This is a genomic window from Caballeronia sp. GAWG1-1 (genome assembly GCF_023631465.1).
Classification (GTDB): Bacteria; Pseudomonadota; Gammaproteobacteria; order Burkholderiales; family Burkholderiaceae; genus Caballeronia.
Genome location: NZ_JALQDB010000032.1, coordinates 279,028 through 296,982 on the forward strand (window position 1 = coordinate 279,028; position 17,955 = coordinate 296,982).

The window sequence follows — 17,955 nt, forward strand, 5'->3', positions numbered from 1 at the left end:
GCGGGTTATCCCTAGGCCATTTGGCCTATTTAAACCTTTCCGCGGCCGCATCGCTGCGCTACAGTATTTTGCATGCAAAATTCAATTTAAGAGGATGCGCATCCATGCTGAAACTCGATTACCACCCCGCTGGCCGTCACTTCCTGCAGATTCCGGGACCCAGCCCGGTGCCCGATCGCATTTTGCGTGCGATGAGTTATCCGACCATCGACCATCGCGGGCCGGAGTTCGGTGCACTCGGCCTGAAGGTGCTCGATGGCATCAAGAAAATCTTTAAGACGAGCCAGCCGGTGGTGATTTATCCGGCTTCCGGCACCGGTGCATGGGAAGCGGCGCTCGCCAATACGCTCAGCCCCGGCGACACGGTCCTCATGTACGAAACCGGCCACTTCGCGACCCTATGGCAAAAGATGGCGGTCAACCTTGGACTGAAGCCGGAGTTTCTGGGCTTGCCCGGCATCGAGGGCTGGCGCCGCGGCGTGCAGGCCGACATGATCGAAGCGCGCCTTGCCGAAGACAAGCAGCGCACGATCAAGGCGGTATGCGTCGTTCACAACGAGACGTCCACGGGCGTGACCTCGGACATCGCGGCGGTGCGGCGCGCCATCGACGCGGCTGGCCACCCGGCGCTTCTGATGGTCGACACGATCTCCGGTCTCGCATCCGCCGACTATCGTCATGACGAATGGGGCGTGGACGTGACCGTGTCCGGCTCGCAGAAGGGCTTGATGCTGCCGCCGGGAATCAGCTTCAACGCGGTGTCGCAGAAGGCGATCGAGGCATCGAAAGAGGCGAAGCTGCCGCGTGCTTTCTGGGACTGGAAAGAGATCATCGAAATGAACAAACAGGGCTACTGGCCCTACACGCCGAACACCAACCTGCTGTACGGCCTGTCCGAAGCGCTCGACATGATTCTCGGCGAAGGGCTCGACAACGTGTTCGCGCGCCATCAGCGGCTCGCGGCCGCCTGCCGTGCGGCAGTCACCGCGTGGGGGCTCGAAATCCAGTGCGCGGATTCGTCCGTGTATTCGCCGGTGCTGACCGGTGTGATGACGCCCGAAGGTGTCGATGCGGATGCGGTACGCAAGCTCATCTACGAGCACTTCGATATGTCGCTGGGCACGGGTCTCGGCAAGGTGAAGGGCCGCATGTTCCGCATCGGGCATCTGGGCGATTGCAACGATCTCACGTTGATGGCCGCGCTCACCGGCTGCGAGATGGGACTGAAGCTCGCGGGCATCAAACTCGAAGGGAGCGGCGTGGCCGCGGCGATGGACTATCTGACGAGCCACGTCGCGAAACCCGAACTCAAGGCGGCGGCATGAGCGCGGCCTTCGACGCCGACGCGCTCGCGCGGCTCTTCGTGGAAGCGCGTGCGCATCGCGCGAAACTCGAAGCATTGCCGGAAGACGCGCGGCCATCGAACGCGGAAGAAGCCTACGCCGCGCAAAAGGCGACTTTGCATGCACTCGGCGCGAGCGTCGGCGGGTGGAAGGTCGGCGCGAAGACGCCAGATGGTCCGATCCAGGCTGCGTTGCTCCCGGCCGATGGCGTGCATGCCTCGGGCGCGCGGCTATCGATGTCGGCTTTCGGACGAGCAGGGCTCGAACTCGAAGTGGCTTTTGTATTCAATCGCGCATTCGAGGCAGGCAGCGGACCGTATAGCGATACCGACATCATCGGCGCGATCGATTCCGTGCATGCGGCGATCGAAGTGGTGGCGAGTCGCTTCGCCGCGTGGCCAGACGTCGAGAAGCCGTGGCAACTCGCGGATCTGCAAAATCACGGCGCGCTGCTCGTCGGCGCGGGCGTGCCTTACGACGAAGCGTTCCCGTTCGTCGCCCCGACGATGAGCTTCGAATTCGACGGCAAGCCGCTCTTCGAAGGCCCACCGGCGAACCCGGCGGGCGATCCGCGTCGTCTGCTTGCGTGGACGGTCAATCACGCGGTCTCGCATGGCGTCGCGTTCGCCGCGGGCACGGTGATCACGGCGGGCTCTTACACCGGACTTGCCTTCCCGGATGGGGCGGGCCACGCCGTGGGCTCGATCGACGGCCTGCCTACCGTCGAATTGCATTTCGAATGATGCATGCGGTGTGCCGGCATAAAGCATTCAGCATGCAAAAGCCCAAGCAGGCCTCCCGCACTAACCGATAGCGACGATGCTCAATACACCCACAGACCGACTCGTCAAGCCGATCCATCTGATGCCAGCGTCCGCGCGCGCCGGTCGCGCAGCGGCGCCGACCCCTTTGCAGATGCGTCTGCAACGCGAGCTGAAGGGTGATGTGCTGTTCGATCGCGCGTCGCGTGGACGCTATGCAACCGACGCGTCGATCTATCAGATCATGCCGCAAGGTGTGGTCGTGCCGAGGGATCAGGAAGACTTGCGGCTTGCTTTGGAGATCGCGCGCGAGGCAAAGGCAAGCGTGCTCGCGCGCGGCGCCGGGACGAGTCAGTGCGGTCAGACGATAGGCGAGGCGCTCGTCATCGACACGAGCAAGTGGCTCAACAACATCGTGCACTTCGACAAGGACGCTCGAACGGTGACAGTCGAGCCGGGCGTCGTGCTCGATCACCTGAATGCATGGCTCAAGCCGCATGGCTTGTGGTTTCCTGTCGATGTCTCGACGAGCGCGCAATGCACGATCGGTGGCATGGCGGGCAATAACTCGTGCGGATCGCGCTCCATGGCATACGGCATCATGGTGCATAACGTGCTCGCCATCGACGCGATTCTTGCTGACGGATACGAGGGCAGCTTCGGTAAGCTCTCGGCAATGAAGTTCGATGCACGCATGCGTGAGCTCGTAGAAGGCGTGCGCGACGTTGCATTGCGCGAACGCGATGAAATGCGTGAACGCATACCCAAGGTTCTGCGCCGCGTGGCTGGTTATAACCTCGATCTGTTCGAATGCCAAAGCCCGTTGCCCTTCAGCGAAGACGGCGAGCCGAATCTGGCGAACCTGCTGGTGGGATCGGAAGGCACGCTTGCCTTTAGCCGGCAACTTACGTTGAAGCTCGCGCCTTTGCCCGAGCACAAGACGCTTGGCGTGGTGAACTTTCCGAGCTTCTACGATGCAATGGAGATGACGCAACACATCGTCAAGCTCGGACCTGTTGCCGTGGAACTGGTCGATCGCACCATGATCGATCTAGCAATGTCGAATCAGGCGTTTCGCCCTGTCATCGAAAAGGCGCTGGTGGGTGAGCCAGAAGCAGTCTTGCTGGTCGAGTTCGCGGGCGCCGATCGCGCTGAACAAGTGACGAAACTTGCAAGCCTTGTCGATCTGATGAGCGATCTCGGCCTGCCCGATTCGGTCGTGCAGATGCCCGACGCCGGCCCGCAGAAAGCGCTGTGGGAAGTGCGTAAGGCCGGCCTCAACATCATGATGAGCATGAAGGGCGATGGCAAGCCCGTGTCCTTTATCGAAGACTGCGCGGTGCCGCTCGAATATCTGGCGCAATACACGAGCCGTCTTACCGATGTCTTCAGAAAGCATGGCACCGAAGGCACTTGGTATGCCCACGCGAGCGTCGGCACGTTGCATGTGCGTCCGATCCTCGATATGCGTCGCGATGGCGGATCAAAGATGCGAGCTATCGCCGAAGAAGCCGCTGCGATGGTGCGCGAATACAAAGGCGCATTCTCGGGCGAGCACGGCGATGGACTATGCCGTGGTGAATGGGTTGCGTGGCAATATGGGCCGCGCATCAACGAGGCGTTTCGCGAGATCAAGCAGCTCTTCGATCCGGACAATCGCCTGAGCCCGGACCGAATCGTGGCGCCCCCGAAAATGGACGATACGGTGAATTTCCGCTTTCCGCCGTCGTATCGTGAACGTGCATTCGAGCCGCAACTCGACTGGTCGGCTTGGAACGTGACGCGTGATCCGTTGACAGGCCTGGAGGGTGCGCCGGGCTCTGGCAATGATCTTTCGAACGGACTGGCCAAGGCAGTCGAGATGTGCAATAACAATGGCCATTGCCGCAAGTTCGATGCGGGAACCATGTGCCCGAGCTATCGCATTACGAAAGACGAGCAACATGTCACGCGTGGACGTGCCAACACTTTGCGTCTCGCGCTCTCGGGACAATTGGGTGAAGAGGGTCTTGCGAGTCAGGACGTGAAGGACGTGCTCGATCTGTGCGTGTCGTGCAAGGGCTGCAAACGCGATTGTCCGACAGGCGTTGATATGGCGCGCATCAAGATCGAAGCGCGTGCTGCGCGCACCGCACGTCACGGTGTGAGCGTGCGTGAACGTCTTGTCGCTTATCTGCCGCGTTATGCGCCCTATGCGAGCCGCTGGCCGTTCATGAGCGGCGCTATCGAAGCGCGTATGCCGGTCTTGGCGCGCTGGCTAAAGACGAAACTCGGCCTGGCGCCTCAACGCGCATTTCCCCGTTTTGAAAAGGCCTTTCTGTCGGATGCGTCGACGACAATAGTTGCAAATGCAACTAAGGAGGTCCTGCTCTTCGTCGATACCTTCAACAACTACATGGAGCCGGCCAATGCGCGTGCCGCACAGCGCGTGCTCGAGGCGGCGGGCTACACGGTTCATCTCAATACGAAAGCGGGAGAACGGCCGTTATGTTGCGGACGGACGTTTCTTTCCGCCGGGCTCGTCGACGAAGCCAAGACTGAAGCACGGCGCACGCTCGATACGCTTCTGCCATATGTCGAACGCGGCGTGGCAATTGTCGGCCTCGAGCCTTCGTGTCTTCTGTCGCTGCGCGACGAGTTCCTCGGCTACGGCTACGGCGATGCCGCGCGCAAGCTCGCGGAGGCATCCTTTCTCTTCGAGGAATTTTTGGTTCGCGAGCGCGTTGCGGGACGACTCGATATCGACCTCAAGCCGCTAGATCACAGTCGCGCGTTGCTGCATGGCCATTGCCATCAAAAGGCATTCGATGCCGTGCGTCCGGTCGAAACCGTGCTCAAGTGGATTCCCGGTCTCGAAGTGAAGACGATCGAATCGTCATGCTGCGGCATGGCGGGCAGCTTCGGTTACGAAGCGGAGCATTACGAAGCCTCGCAGGCGATGGCGGAACTGTCGCTGCTGCCGGCGGTACGCAAGGCAAGAGATGCACGCGATGCCGTGATCGTCGCGGATGGCACGAGCTGCCGTCATCAGATCGCGGATGGTGCACAGACCGAAGCGTTGCACGTGGCGCGGGTGCTTGCCAATGCGCTTGCATGAGGTCGCCTGAGCCCGCAAAACGACGTGCATATGAGTTGAACCATCGACAACATGACAACGGGCCATCGACGACCCGCGAAAGGAGACACGCAATGACAACGCCGCGTAAGCCACGCATCCGACGGTTCCATGACCGCACGGAATAACACGCTCATGGCGTATCCGTTCGCCATCGATCGAAGCAGTTCATAGACGTACCGAGATCAGATTTGCAGGCCACGTTCAAGGGCATCTGGCATCGTGCCACACGCCTCGGACACGCTCGCCACTACTCAAGGAGACGATGATGTTCCGTCGAGCCACCACACGCGTGCTGTTGCTGCTATGCGCGATGTATTTCATCACCTATATCGACCGTGTCAATGTAAGCACCGCGGCAAGCCAGTTCGGCGCCGAACTGGGCTTGTCGCACACGCAGGTAGGCTTCGTGTTTTCGGCATTCGCCTATCCGTATCTCGTGTTTCAGATCATCGGCGGATGGGTGGGCGACCGCTTCGGTCCGCGCCGCACGCTCACGCTCTGCGCGATCATCTGGGCGGGAGCGACAGTGCTCACCGGCTTGTCCGGCGGCTTTCTTTCGCTGATCGTCGCGCGCGTGCTGCTCGGCCTCGGCGAAGGCGCGACCTTTCCCACCGCAACGCGTGCCATGTCCAACTGGATGCCGGCCGATCAGCGCGGGTTTGCACAAGGTATTACGCATGCAGCATCACGCATTGGTAATGCAGTCGCGCCGCCGTTGATCGTGTGGCTCATGGTCGCGACCAGCTGGCGCGGCGCGTTCATCATCACGGGGATCATCAGCTTCATCTGGGCGCTCGTGTGGGTCTTCTACTTCCGCGATAATCCGCGCGATCATCCGCGTATCACCGAAGGGGAGTGTGCGACGCTTTCGAGCTATTCCGGCGTGAAACAGCGCTCGCCGGTGCCGTGGCGCATTCTGCTCGGCCGCATGGCACCCGTGACCGCCGTCTACTTTTGCTATGGATGGGTGCTCTGGCTCTTCCTTGGGTGGATTCCGCAATACTTCCTGCACAGCTATCACATGCAACTCGGCAAGTCGGCGCTATTCGCGTCAGGCGTGTTCTTCGCGGGCGTGCTGGGCGACTGGCTCGGCGGCTCTCTCACGGACCGTATCCTTCGCAAGAGCGGCAACGTGCGCATGGCTCGTAACGTGATGGTCGGCGTCTGCATGCTGCTCACGCTTCTTTCGCTTGCGCCGATCATGCTTGTGTCCGACATCTCTATCACGCTTGCCGCGGTCTGCCTCTCGGCCGGCTTCTTCTTCAATGAGATGACGATCGGTCCAATGTGGTCCGTGCCGATGGACATCGCGCCGAAGCACTCGGGAACGGCATCCGGCATTATGAATTCAGGTTCGGCGCTCGCGGCGATCATCAGTCCGGTGGTGGGTGGCTGGCTGATCGACCGCACCGGCAACTGGAATCTGCCGTTCACCGTGTCGATGATTCTGATGGCGGCGGGCATCATCCTCTCGTTCACGATGCGTCCGGACCGAGCGCTCGAAGTCGACGAGGAGAAGCCGGACACAACACCGGCGCGAAAGTACGTTTGAGCGCGCCGGGCCGACCTTGTAAGTGAAACCTGGTGCCGTGCGCATTTACGGTGGCCGGGTTTCGCGTTTGCATGTTTCGAAGCGGCAGAAGGCGGGTGCCTACTGCTTGCATGCAATATGCAAAGCACCGTCGGGCGCTATCATGCATTTTGTCTACCAACCCGACCGATCACCGCATGACGTTCGCTCCTCCTCCCGCTGCCCGTCCGGGCGATACACTCGACGCCGTTGCCACGCCGTCGTTGCTTCTCGACCTGGATGCTTTCGACGTCAATCTCGCCGCCATGGCGGCGTTTGCGAAACAGAAGGGTGTCGCGCTCCGACCGCATGCGAAGGCGCATAAATCGAGCGTCATTGCCCGCAAGCAGATCGAGGCGGGTGCCGTTGGCGTATGCTGCCAGAAGCTCTCCGAGGCTTATCCCTTCGCGGCGGCGGGCGTTCGAAGCATTCATATCAGCAACGAATTCGTGGGCGCCGACAAACTGGCGATGGCAGTGGAACTCGCCGCGCATGTACGGCTTTCCGTTTGCGTCGACGCGTTGCCGCAAGTCGCAGCGCTCGGCGATGCCGCCGCACGCGCGGGCGTCGAGATCGACGTGCTGCCGGAAGTCGATGCAGGCCAGCATCGGTGCGGCGTCACCAATGAAGATGCCCTTCTCGCGCTCGTCGACGCGATTCATGCGCAAGCCGCGCTGTGCTTCACTGGCATTCAGGCATACCACGGCGGCGCTCAGCACATTGTGCAGTGGAGCGCCCGCAAGGAAGAAGCGCAGCGCGCCGCCGAGCGCACGGCAGCCTATGTTCATGCCATCGAAGCGCGCGGAATCGCATGCGGCATCGTGACCGGCGGAGGCACCGGTACAGTCGAGTTCGACGCGGCCAGCGGTGTCTATACCGAAGTGCAGCCCGGTTCCTACCTCTTCATCGACGGGGATTATGGGCGCCTCGATTGGGACGGCGCACTTCGCTGGCGGCATGCATTATTCATTTTGTCGACCATCATGAGCGCGACGCGGCCCGGCATGGCTGTCTGCGATGTCGGCCTGAAGGGGCTGGCGGTCGATTCTGGCTTACCGCGCAGCGTGCGTTGGTTGCATGCATCGGACGATGCACCCGCTTTGGCATACATCTCGGCCAACGACGAGCACGGCATGCTGGAAGCCGGCACGACTGTGAACATGAGCGGTGCTATCGGCGCGCGTCTGCTTCTGCCGCCCGGCCATTGCGATCCCACCGTGAACCTCTACGATCAATACGTGTGCTATCGCGGTGATCGCGTCGTCGACCTGTGGCCGGTGGATGCCCGCGGTCTTTCGCGCTAAGCCGGCGCGGACGGCGCGGCGGGATAGATGGCCGAGATCAACGCATCGACATCCGACACGATCAGCTTGATGACGAACTGCGCGACATCGTGCGAGCCTTCGCTTCTCATGCACGCGTCCTTCAGCGATTCCAACGTTGCACGCACGTGGTCGAGCTCGGCGTCATCCCGATGCACGTTGCCGAGCACTTGCGCGAGCTTGTCGAAGAGGGTCTGCAGCGCCGCAGCGCTTTCTTGCAGATGATCGCTTCGTGCCGCTTGCGGGTCACGCGAGACTGCCTTGGCGAGAAAGAGGGTGTCGCTGTGCAGTCGCCGCAGAAAGGGCGCAGCCTTGTCGATGGCATCCGCGCGGCGGCTTTGCAGGGGCACGATGATGTGCTCGCGCTCCGCTTCCTCGAGGGCATCGTCGAGCGCTTGCTGCGCCTGAGCGCTCTTCTTTTCGAGCTGCGCCGCTCGGGCTTCATGGTCGTCTGCGTCGTCGGAAAGATGCAAGGCGACTAACTGGCCAAGACACCTCAGCGTGTCGGCCACGCAGCGATGCGCGGTCGTAAGCGAGCGGTTCGGCAAGATAGCCGCGACGATGAACGCGGACGCCGCGCCGATGAGAATCTCCAGCACGCGATGCAGCGGCCGCTGAAACAAGGGCCCGCCGCCTGTCGGAATCAGCACGACAATGACAAGCGTGATGCATGCAAGCCGCAACGCGGGCCGCGCCGCAGCAAGCGCGGCGAGCGGCACGAGTTCGATCGCGAATACGGCGAGCGGCGCGGCGCCATGCTCGATGGCGATGAGCCCAATTACCCCCGCCACCGCGCCGATGCAAGCGCCGACGATCTGATCGCGCGCGGCTCCCAGCGCCTGCGTGAGGCTGGGCTGAGTGACCACGACGAGCGTGGTGATGAGCGCCCAATAACCTTCGGGAAGCGCGATAAGTTTTGCGGCGCCGTAACTAATCGCGCAGCCCAGGAGCGTACGTGCAAGCCGGCGCCCCTCGGGGACGCTGAACATGCCGCGAGGTCCGCGACGGATGAAGGTCAACGCGTTCATGCGGTCCCTGGACGACGATATTTTGTATGCATTATGCCAATGGAGCGCGACTGGTCGATTGATCTCGAGAGAGGATTCGAGCGCGTCAGCCGCCGCCCGCTGCGCTATTTTCGTGGACAGCCCGGTTCCGGCCTGCGCGCTTCGCACGGTAGAGCGCCGCATCCGCGTTGTTCAGCAACTTGAGCGCGTCATCGCTATGGCGCGGATGGGCCGTCGCGCAGCCAATGCTCACGGTAAGGAAGCCTCTCGGCGAACCGCTGTTCGGAATCTCGAGCGCTTCGACCATCATCCGCAGACGTTCAGCAAAGGTCACCGCGCCTTCCTCCGCTGCTGAAGGCAGCACGATCACGAATTCCTCACCGCCGTAGCGCGCGACGATATCGCCCGGTCGCTTGACTGAATGCTGTATGCAATCGGCCACGGCGACGAGCGCATCGTCGCCCATCGCATGACCGTAGGTGTCGTTGTAGAGCTTGAAGTGGTCGACATCGACGAACAATGCGGAAAGCGGCTGATCCGCGCGCCGCGCACGTCGCCATTCCTCGTCGAGACGGCGATCCAACGCACGCCGGTTAGCGAGACCGGTGAGTGAATCGGTCCCTGCGAGCCTTTGCAACTTTTCCTGAGCGATGGCGCGCGAACGCAGCGAGATTGCAAGCAGCCACGACAGAACGATGAAGCCAGCGCCGAACATGAGAGTCAGGCCGCCGATCATCGTGCTGCGTTCGCGCCAGCCTTGGAGTACATCATCTTCCGCAGGCGCGACCGCCGCGATGAGTTGCGTGCCCGGCACATGCGCAAAGGTATAGATGCGGCGCACGCCGTCCAGGGGCGAAGTCGAAATATAAGAGCCGTTGAGTTGATCCGTCATCGACGAAAAGGTAGGCGAGCGAACCACGGTGCTGGAGGCGCCAGCGGGCAAGGGAGGCTTGCGGGCAAGCATCAGGCCGTCTGGCTGCACGATGAAAACGGAGCCCGCTCGGCCGACATTGACGCGAGAGAGTAACGCCTTGAGATAGTCGATATTGAGCGCGATCACCGCCACGCCCGCAAACGAGCCATCCGGTGCGTTAATGCGGCGGCTTAGCGCGAGCGAATATGCGCCGTTGCGCAAGCGCGATTGATACGGCTTTGAAATATAGAGCCCGACGTCGGCTCTTGCTGCGTGCGCCGTGAAATAGTCGCGGTCTTTAAAGCGCAATTCGTTAGGAACGGACGCATCGCGCTCGACTACGATACGTCCTTGCCCGTCCATCACGAATGCGCCGCCTATGTAATTCGTTGCGGTTGCGCCATCGAATAGGACGAGCTTGCGCAAGTCGTCGGACAAGGCCATCACGGCCGGATTTTCCATTCCACTTACGATGGTGCGCAAAGAAAGATCGATGGATTCAATGTTGCGTGAAATATCGGCAGTGAGCGTCGCGACAACATTGGCGGACGCCTCATGTGCGTTCTGCAACGCCTGCGCACGGCCTTGCCAAAGCGCGGCAAAGGAAAGCACCGCCATGGAAATAGCGATAGCCGTGCCGATCAGGCCGGCAAGCAAGGGAAAGCGCGAGAAGGCATCTGCCACGCGCATCGTGGCGGTGCTATTGCGTCGGACTAGCCGACGCCGGACCACACGGCCCGTTTTGCGCACGACGTCGAATCTCGGGGACATTCATCTCTCCGCGTGAGACACGCTTCGCTCAGGCGACGCCATTAGCACGACGCTGCAAGCGTGAAACTTTCGAAAACCCCACAAAAACAGGGTTCAAATGCGCGCTTGGAGAGCGGCGCGCTCGTCAACAGGATTGTAATCGGAAGAAGAAATTCGCTTAAGCTTTACCGCCGCGCTTAATAACGCGCTTGCGAATCTCTGAATCGAGTATGAGCCTGCCGCGAATTTTGCCCTTCATGCGTTTGACGTAGCGCGGCGCTTCCGTCATGTGTATCACCATCAGTTCGCGTACTTTTTCAGCGTCGCGCGCACGTGCCGCTTCGGTGATGGCCTTGTGAATCTTGACGTTTGCACGGCCGAAACGTTCGTGCTCCGCTTGCGGTGTATCGTTTCGAAATTCGATCAGTTGCCGGATCATTTCGTTGATCAGCTCGCAGCTAAACCGCAAGAACGGATTGGGATTGGCCGCAGCGAGAATGTCGTGGAAATTCACGTCTTCCTGACGTTGCCTGACAATATCCCGGCTCTCGTGCGCGCAAGCGGGTTCGTCGCAACTCGCTATATTTTCTTCGAGCGCGGCCAAATCCTCTTCCGTCAAATGCGGCACTGCCCCTGCAGCAAGTTCGGGTTCGAGCAACTGACGCACCGTATAGATGTCGTCGATGCTTACGTCCTTAAAGAACAAATAATTTTGCAAGAGCTGAAGGGTTCTATCTAGCGGCACTTCAACGATGGTGCCGCCGCCCGAAGGACCGGTCGTGACCTTGATAAGCCCTTGCACTTCCAGAGACTTGAGCGCTTCGCGAATCGTGCTCTTGCTAACGGAAAACAACTGCTGCAACTCGACTTCGCGCGGCAGCTTGTCGCCCGGCTTGAGATCTTTTTCCGTAATGAGCCGTTTGATTTCCTCAGCGACGAGGTCTGCGCGCTTGGGCTGCTTGATGGGCTTGGCAAGCGGCTGCCTTGAGACTTCCTGTTGAGTCGGGTCGACTCCGGCCGCCGCGCTGGCGCGCTTAGCACGGTCCATCACCATATCGATGCTCCTTTACACACCCCGGAATATTGCCTTATTGACACCCGAATTTATTGTACCTAGCATCGGATTCGTTCTATTTATCATGATAAATAGGATGAAGCTAAACCGACGCATGAACGTACCACGAAAAAAACGCAAGGTGGCCGCGCAGGTCTTCTTCTCAAGGAGCGTCAATTTTGAATCGCCGAAATATGTTGAAGCTGGCCGCGCTGTCGGCCGTTCCCGGATCGTTTGAGGCGCTCATGTCGCGCAGCGCGCTCGCTCAAGGTTCGCCGATTCAGTTTGCCTGCCCGGTGCCGATGTCCGGACCCTTTGCGGCAAACGGCAAATACGCCGATCTCGGCATGAAGCTCGCGATCGAACAGTATGGCAAGGTGCTCGGTCAGCCGCTCGCATATACCACGCTCGATACCGAAGGCAAGCCCGCGACCGCGGTGCGTCGCGTTCAGGAAATAGCCCAACAGAAAAACGCGCGCTATTTTGCAGGCGGCATTCTTTCGTCCGAAGCGCTTGCAATGGGTAAGGAAGTGGAGAAGGCCGGCGGCGTTTTCATCACTACGGCGGGCGCCGACGAGCTCACGGGGAAAGACTGCAATAGCGCGACGTTTCGGTGGTCGGTGCCGACCTTCGGCGCAATAGAGCAGACGGTTCGACCGCTCATTCAGACGTTCCCCAAGGCCAAGCGTTGGTACACCATCACGCCACAATACGTCTTTGGCGATGGTCTTTTATCCGCTGCTAAAGCCATCTTCAAGGAAAAGGGCATCGAGCATGTGGGCAACAGCTATCACTCGCTAAACGAAAAAGAATTCAGCGGATATCTGACCAACGCTGTCGCGGCCAAGCCGGACGTCCTGCTTATTCTGAACTTTGGCTCACAGTCGTCGGATACGTTGCGACAAGCCGTGAGCTTCGGCATGAAGAACAACTGCACGATTCTCATGGCCTGGGCGTCCGGTCTGGAGCAGTTCGAAGCGCTGGGTCCGGACATCTGCGAAGGGGTGTATTTCGGCGCGCAGTACTGGCACGCAATTGATTCCCCGCTCAATCAGGATCTCGTCAAGCGCGCCAATGCGGCCTTCAAGGCGAACCCGAACTACAGTCTTGCGGGATCGTATATCTGTACCAAGATTTTGCTGGACGGCATCGTGAAGGCAGGTACGGCAGACCCCAAGAAAGTCATCGCGACGCTGGAAGGAATGAAGTATTCAGGTCTGACGGGCCCTGAGGAAATCCGCGCAGGCGACCATCAGGTGCTCAAGAATTATTATTTGCTCAAGGGTAAGCCAAAGAGCAAGATGAAAGACAAGGACGACTACGCCGATATCGTCAGTTCAGGACAATCGTTCCTTCCGCTCGACAAGACGCAATGCAAGATGGCTTGACAATGCTTAGGCACAAGCTGGAAGCGAATGCGCCTGAAGCGCGTTCGCGCCGTTTCTCTTTTGAGCCAAGGCCATGAACGTTTATCTGTTGCAGGTCGTGAACGGCATCGGCGTGGGGATGCTGTATTTTCTGCTTGCGGTCGGCTTGTCGATCGTATTCGGGCTCCTGCGCTTCGTGAATTTCGCGCACGGCGCGTTCTACCTTCTTGGTGCGTATTTTTGCTATCAGGCGATGCAGTGGTCAATGAGCTTCTGGATGGCGCTCATCGTCGTGCCGGTTGTAGTAGGCGTGCTTGCGTGGATAGTAGAAAAGATCGTATTGCGGCACGTCTATGCGCAGCAGCACGAGTTTCATATTCTCGCGACAGTGGGCCTCGCACTCGTGCTGCAGGAGTGCGCAATCATCCTATGGGGACCGCTCGGCGACAACGTAGCGGTGCCGGATGTGCTGAATGGCGTCGTGATCTGGGGCAGCTTCGTCTATCCGAAATACCGCCTTTTCGTGATCGGATTCACGGCTGTGCTCGCGGCCATTCTCTGGTGGGTACTCGAAGGCACGCGGCTCGGTAGCGCCGTTCGCGCGGGCAGTGAATCCAGTGAGATGGTGTCCTTGCTCGGTATCAATGTGACGCGGGTCTTCAGTCTCGTGTTCGCGCTCGGCGCGGGCACGGCAGCGCTTGCAGGCGTCCTTGCCGCACCCATACGCGGCGTCGATCCATTCATGGGTATCGAAGCTTTGGGCGTGGCCTTCGTGGTTGTCGTGGTGGGCGGCATGGGTAATTTCCTTGGCGCGCTTGTTGGCGGCTTGTTGGTCGGTATTGTTCAGAGCGTGATGAGCACGTTATGGCCCGAAGGCGCGCGGCTCATGATCTATGTCGCGATGGCCGCTGTCCTATTGCTGCGTCCGAATGGATTGCTCGGGAGGGCAGTTTGATTTCTAAACAGGATTCGAACGCGCTGGACGTCGACGCGCCGCAAAGCTCGTCGCCCCGGCAAGCGCTTCATCGCTATCGCTTCTTGCTGCTTGCCTTATTGGTCGTTTGCATATTACCCATGACGATACGTTCGGGTTCGCTTGCGACCGAAGTACTTGTCTACGCGCTTGCGGCCTTGGGGTGCAATCTGCTCCTGGGACACACAGGGTTGCTCTCTTTTGGACAAGGCATTTTCTTTGGACTAGGCAGCTATAGCGCGGGTCTCATCCTGACGAAATTCGGTCTACAGGCTCCCGTCGCCTTATTAGGGGCGGTGCTTGCCGGAGCGGTTGCCGCAGCCATCGTCGGATGGTTTTCCATCCGTCAGCGCGGTGCCTATTTCGTGATGTTGACGCTCGCATTCGGCCAGATGTTTTACTTTCTCGCCTACACGACGCCCGATCTAACTGGCGGTGACAACGGTCTTCTCGATATCCCCCGTCCCGCTTTGTCCATCTTCGGCAAGACGCTCTTTTCGATAACCTCACCCTGGCAGTATTACGCGTTCGTGGCGGTGCTTTTCTTGCTCGCATTCTGGCTGATGATGCGTGTCTCGCATTCGATATTCGGTCGCACATTGCTGGCTATTCGCGACAATGAAGCCCGAGCGGCCGCGGTTGGGTACGACGTCAGGCGCTTCAAGCTCGCGGCCTTTGTCATCTCCGGTGCGGTCACGGGTTTGGCGGGCGCGCTGCACGCCATGATGACCGGTATCGCGCCGCTGTCTAACATCGACTATCACACGAGCGAGATGATTCTCGTGATGACGGTGATCGGCGGTACGGGAAATCTGTTTTCATCGGTCCTCGGTGCGGCCTTCTATGTGCTGTTCGCTGATTGGTTGAGCACGCTTTGGCCGCGCTGGCTGCTCCTGCTTGGGCTCGTGTTGATCGCTGTAAGTCTTTTCATGCAGCGTGGCTTGTGGGGCCTTGGCGAACGCGTCTGGCGCGCCGTCAGGCGCAATCGGGGAGAGGCAACATGAGCACGGCCCTTCTCGAAGCAAGGAATGTCGTCAAGCGCTATGGGAAATTCGCCGCCTTGACCGAGGTGAACTTGCGTATAGCGAGCCATACGGTCCATTCGGTCATCGGTCCGAATGGCGCGGGCAAGACAACGCTATTCCACGTGCTCACGGGCACCGTGCCCATCACCGCAGGCAATATCGTGTTCGACGGACACGATGTCACACATGAGCCCGATCATCGGCGCGTGAAGCGTGGCATCGCGCGATCGTTCCAGGTAACGAGTCTCTTCGCCAATCTGACCGTGCGCGAGAATCTTCGCCTCGCGGCGCAAGGCGTGGACGCAAAGCGCGCGCTCAATGCGTGGACGCCGCCGCGTGGTGCGCTTGAGCATCGCGAGACGGTGGATGCCGTGCTTGAACGCCTTTCTTTGCAACGTTTCGCGTCGACGTTCGCAAGCGCGCTTTCGCATGGTCAGCAGCGGCGACTTGAAGTAGGCATGGCGCTCGCGGCTCGTCCCAAGGCAATTTTTCTCGATGAGCCGACTTCCGGGATGGGAATCGACGATCTCGACGACATGAAGCAACTGATCCGCAGTTTGCGCGACGACTATACCGTCGTTCTCATAGAGCACAACATGGATATCGTGATGGATATCTCCGACACGATCACGGTCATGCAGCAGGGGCGGGTACTGGTCGAAGGCAAGCCTGGCGATATTCGCGGCGACGAGCGCGTGCGTACCGCATATCTCGGCAACATGATTACCGGAGGCCGTGCCTGATGCTCGAAGCACAGAATATCCACGGATACTATGGGAAAAGTCACGTCTTGCAAGGCGTGACGCTTAGCGTTCGGGACGGCGAGACTGTCACTTTGCTTGGCCGCAATGGCGCGGGAAAGTCGACGACGTTAAAGAGTATTGCCGGCGTCGTAACCCCGCAACAGGGCAGTGTGAAATTCAAAGGCATTGAAGTAGCGAAAATGCAGCCGCACAAGATTGCCGCGCACGGGATATGTTTTGTTCCGGAGCATCGCGGTATCTTCAAGCTGCTTTCAGTGGAAGAGAATCTTCGTCTTGGCGCCCGTAAGCAATCGCCTTGGCAGTTGACGGACATCTATCGCATCTTTCCTCGTCTGAAGGAACGCCGCACGAATGGCGGTGGTCAACTGTCGGGTGGTGAGCAGCAGATGCTGGCGATCGGCCGTGCGCTCATGAATCATCCGCGGCTTCTGATGCTCGATGAACCCGTCGAAGGCCTTGCCCCCGTGATCGTCGAAGAAATCGTGACGCAACTCAAGCTGATTCGGGAAGCGGGCGTGGCAATCCTGCTGGTCGAACAGAATCTCGAGGTCTGTACTCAGCTTGCGGATCGACATTACATCATCGAGCAAGGCCGTATCGTGTACGAAGCCAGCAACGACGTTTTCATTGCCGACGACTCCGTCAAAGACCGCTATCTAGGTGTCGGCGTTGTTTGAGTGCATCGAAGGCTGACAATTTTCATCTGCAACTATCGAAGGAATTCCGATGCAAGTGCTCGATCTGCCAGCGCATGCTGGCTTGCGCGTCGACGGCGCGCGACTTTGGAACAGCCTGATGGAACTCGCGCGCATCGGCGCGACGCATAAAGGTGGCGTGTGTCGCCTGGCGCTAACCGAACTCGACAAGAAAGGGCGCGATCTCTTCGTCGCTTGGGCGAAGGGAGTTGGATGTACGGTGCGCATCGATGCAATCGGCAACATCTTCGCGCGTCGTGCGGGCTTGCGTGACGACCTGCCTCCCGTTATGACCGGCAGTCATATCGACACACAACCGACAGGCGGAAAGTTCGATGGCAACTATGGCGTACTCGCCGGCCTCGAAGTCCTGCGCACCCTGAACGACAACGATGTACGCACTGTCGCGCCGCTCGAAGTCGCGGTCTGGACCAATGAGGAAGGGTCGCGCTTCGTTCCAGTCATGATGGGCTCAGGCGTCTTTGCTGGCGCGTTCACGCTCGATTACGCGCTAATGCAAAAGGATCGCGAAGGCATCTCCGTGCGCGATGCGCTCGCGTCGATCGGTTATGAGGGTGAACACGTCGCGGCGCATCGCGTCGGTGCTTATTTCGAAGCGCATATCGAGCAAGGGCCAGTGCTCGAAGCGAATGACAAAGTAATTGGCGTGGTGCAGGGAGCGCTCGGTCAACGATGGTACGACGTGACCATTGAGGGGATGGAGGCGCATGCAGGACCTACGCCGATGGAACTGCGCCGTGACGCGTTGCTCGTGGCAGCCGATCTTATCCGCGAGGTCAATCGCATTGCGATCTCGCATGCTCCGCATGGACGCGGTACGGTCGGTTGGGTGGACGTACATCCGAATTCGCGCAATGTCATCCCGGGCCGTGTGAAGCTAACCGTCGACTTCCGCGCTGCCGACGACGCCACGCTCGATGAGATGGATGCCGCCCTGCGTGACATGTGCGCCAAGTCGTCGTTGCCTGTAGCGGTAGACGAAGTGGTCTACTTTGCACCGCAACCGTTCGATGCATCGCTGGTCGATTCGGTGCGTGACAGCGCCAACGCACTAGCCTATACGTCGATGGATGCGGTAAGCGGCGCGGGTCACGATGCAGTGTACCTTGCGCGCGTCGCGCCCGCTGCCATGATCTTCGTGCCGTGCAAGGATGGCATCAGCCACAATGAAATAGAGGATGCGCAGGCCGATCATCTCGAAGCAGGCTGTAACGTGCTGCTTCAAGTCATGCTGCGTGCCGCAAATGCACCGGCTCAAGAAGGAGCGTAAGC

General features: G+C 59.9%; 14 protein-coding genes. 11 read left to right on the forward strand and 3 right to left on the reverse strand.

The features are described from left to right. Nucleotides 1–104: 104 nt before the first annotated feature. The 5 genes from NCT03_RS22470 (at nucleotide 105) to NCT03_RS22490 (ending at nucleotide 8,096) form a co-directional block, all read left to right on the forward strand. Nucleotides 105–1,325: a pyridoxal-phosphate-dependent aminotransferase family protein gene (locus NCT03_RS22470; protein ID WP_244831258.1), complete on the forward strand. Its 1,221-nt coding sequence runs from the start codon at nucleotides 105–107 to the stop codon at nucleotides 1,323–1,325. Next, nucleotides 1,322–2,086, forward strand: coding sequence for a 2-keto-4-pentenoate hydratase (locus tag NCT03_RS22475; protein WP_250493977.1), 765 nt, complete (start codon nucleotides 1,322–1,324; stop codon nucleotides 2,084–2,086). Before NCT03_RS22470 ends, NCT03_RS22475 begins: the two co-directional genes overlap by 4 nt. Before the next feature lie 76 nt (nucleotides 2,087–2,162). After that, nucleotides 2,163–5,201 (forward strand): FAD-binding and (Fe-S)-binding domain-containing protein, encoded by a 3,039-nt coding sequence (locus NCT03_RS22480; protein WP_250493978.1) that lies wholly within the window; start codon nucleotides 2,163–2,165, stop codon nucleotides 5,199–5,201. 283 nt (nucleotides 5,202–5,484) lie between these two features. After that, a complete protein-coding gene (locus NCT03_RS22485; protein WP_250493979.1) occupies nucleotides 5,485–6,774 on the forward strand; it encodes an MFS transporter in 1,290 nt (429 codons plus the stop codon). Between the two features lie 176 nt (nucleotides 6,775–6,950). Then, a complete protein-coding gene (locus NCT03_RS22490; protein ID WP_250493980.1) occupies nucleotides 6,951–8,096 on the forward strand; it encodes a DSD1 family PLP-dependent enzyme in 1,146 nt (381 codons plus the stop codon). Here NCT03_RS22490 and NCT03_RS22495 read toward each other — a convergent pair. The 3 genes from NCT03_RS22495 to NCT03_RS22505 form a co-directional block, all read right to left on the reverse strand. Then, the gene (locus NCT03_RS22495; protein WP_250493981.1) at nucleotides 8,093–9,142 is read right to left on the reverse strand and encodes an FUSC family protein; all 1,050 of its coding nucleotides are present in this window, start codon (nucleotides 9,140–9,142) and stop codon (nucleotides 8,093–8,095) included. The two genes, NCT03_RS22490 and NCT03_RS22495, sit on opposite strands and share 4 nt — an antisense overlap. Before the next feature lie 85 nt (nucleotides 9,143–9,227). Beyond that, complete coding sequence (locus NCT03_RS22500; RefSeq protein ID WP_244831264.1) at nucleotides 9,228–10,805, reverse strand: sensor domain-containing diguanylate cyclase; 1,578 nt, start codon at nucleotides 10,803–10,805, stop codon at nucleotides 9,228–9,230. Between the two features lie 157 nt (nucleotides 10,806–10,962). Then, the gene (locus NCT03_RS22505) at nucleotides 10,963–11,838 is read right to left on the reverse strand and encodes a FadR/GntR family transcriptional regulator (RefSeq protein WP_250467937.1); all 876 of its coding nucleotides are present in this window, start codon (nucleotides 11,836–11,838) and stop codon (nucleotides 10,963–10,965) included. 179 nt (nucleotides 11,839–12,017) lie between these two features. Here NCT03_RS22505 and NCT03_RS22510 point away from each other — a divergent pair, with 179 nt between their 5' ends. The 6 genes from NCT03_RS22510 (at nucleotide 12,018) to NCT03_RS22535 (ending at nucleotide 17,953) form a co-directional block, all read left to right on the forward strand. Then, entirely contained in the window at nucleotides 12,018–13,226 is a 1,209-nt protein-coding gene (locus NCT03_RS22510) for an ABC transporter substrate-binding protein (RefSeq protein WP_250493982.1), read from the forward strand. 73 nt (nucleotides 13,227–13,299) lie between these two features. Beyond that, a complete protein-coding gene (locus NCT03_RS22515) occupies nucleotides 13,300–14,160 on the forward strand; it encodes a branched-chain amino acid ABC transporter permease (protein ID WP_244831266.1) in 861 nt (286 codons plus the stop codon). A 23-nt stretch (nucleotides 14,161–14,183) separates the two neighbouring features. Next, nucleotides 14,184–15,182, forward strand: coding sequence for a branched-chain amino acid ABC transporter permease (locus NCT03_RS22520; RefSeq protein WP_250468044.1), 999 nt, complete (start codon nucleotides 14,184–14,186; stop codon nucleotides 15,180–15,182). Further along, nucleotides 15,179–15,946: an ABC transporter ATP-binding protein gene (locus NCT03_RS22525; RefSeq protein WP_250467939.1), complete on the forward strand. Its 768-nt coding sequence runs from the start codon at nucleotides 15,179–15,181 to the stop codon at nucleotides 15,944–15,946. The genes NCT03_RS22520 and NCT03_RS22525 overlap by 4 nt, the downstream gene beginning before the upstream one ends. Then, nucleotides 15,946–16,644, forward strand: coding sequence for an ABC transporter ATP-binding protein (locus tag NCT03_RS22530; protein ID WP_502800406.1), 699 nt, complete (start codon nucleotides 15,946–15,948; stop codon nucleotides 16,642–16,644). Before NCT03_RS22525 ends, NCT03_RS22530 begins: the two co-directional genes overlap by 1 nt. Nucleotides 16,645–16,693: 49 nt before the next feature. Beyond that, complete coding sequence (locus NCT03_RS22535) at nucleotides 16,694–17,953, forward strand: Zn-dependent hydrolase (protein WP_250493983.1); 1,260 nt, start codon at nucleotides 16,694–16,696, stop codon at nucleotides 17,951–17,953. Nucleotides 17,954–17,955 lie beyond the last annotated feature (2 nt).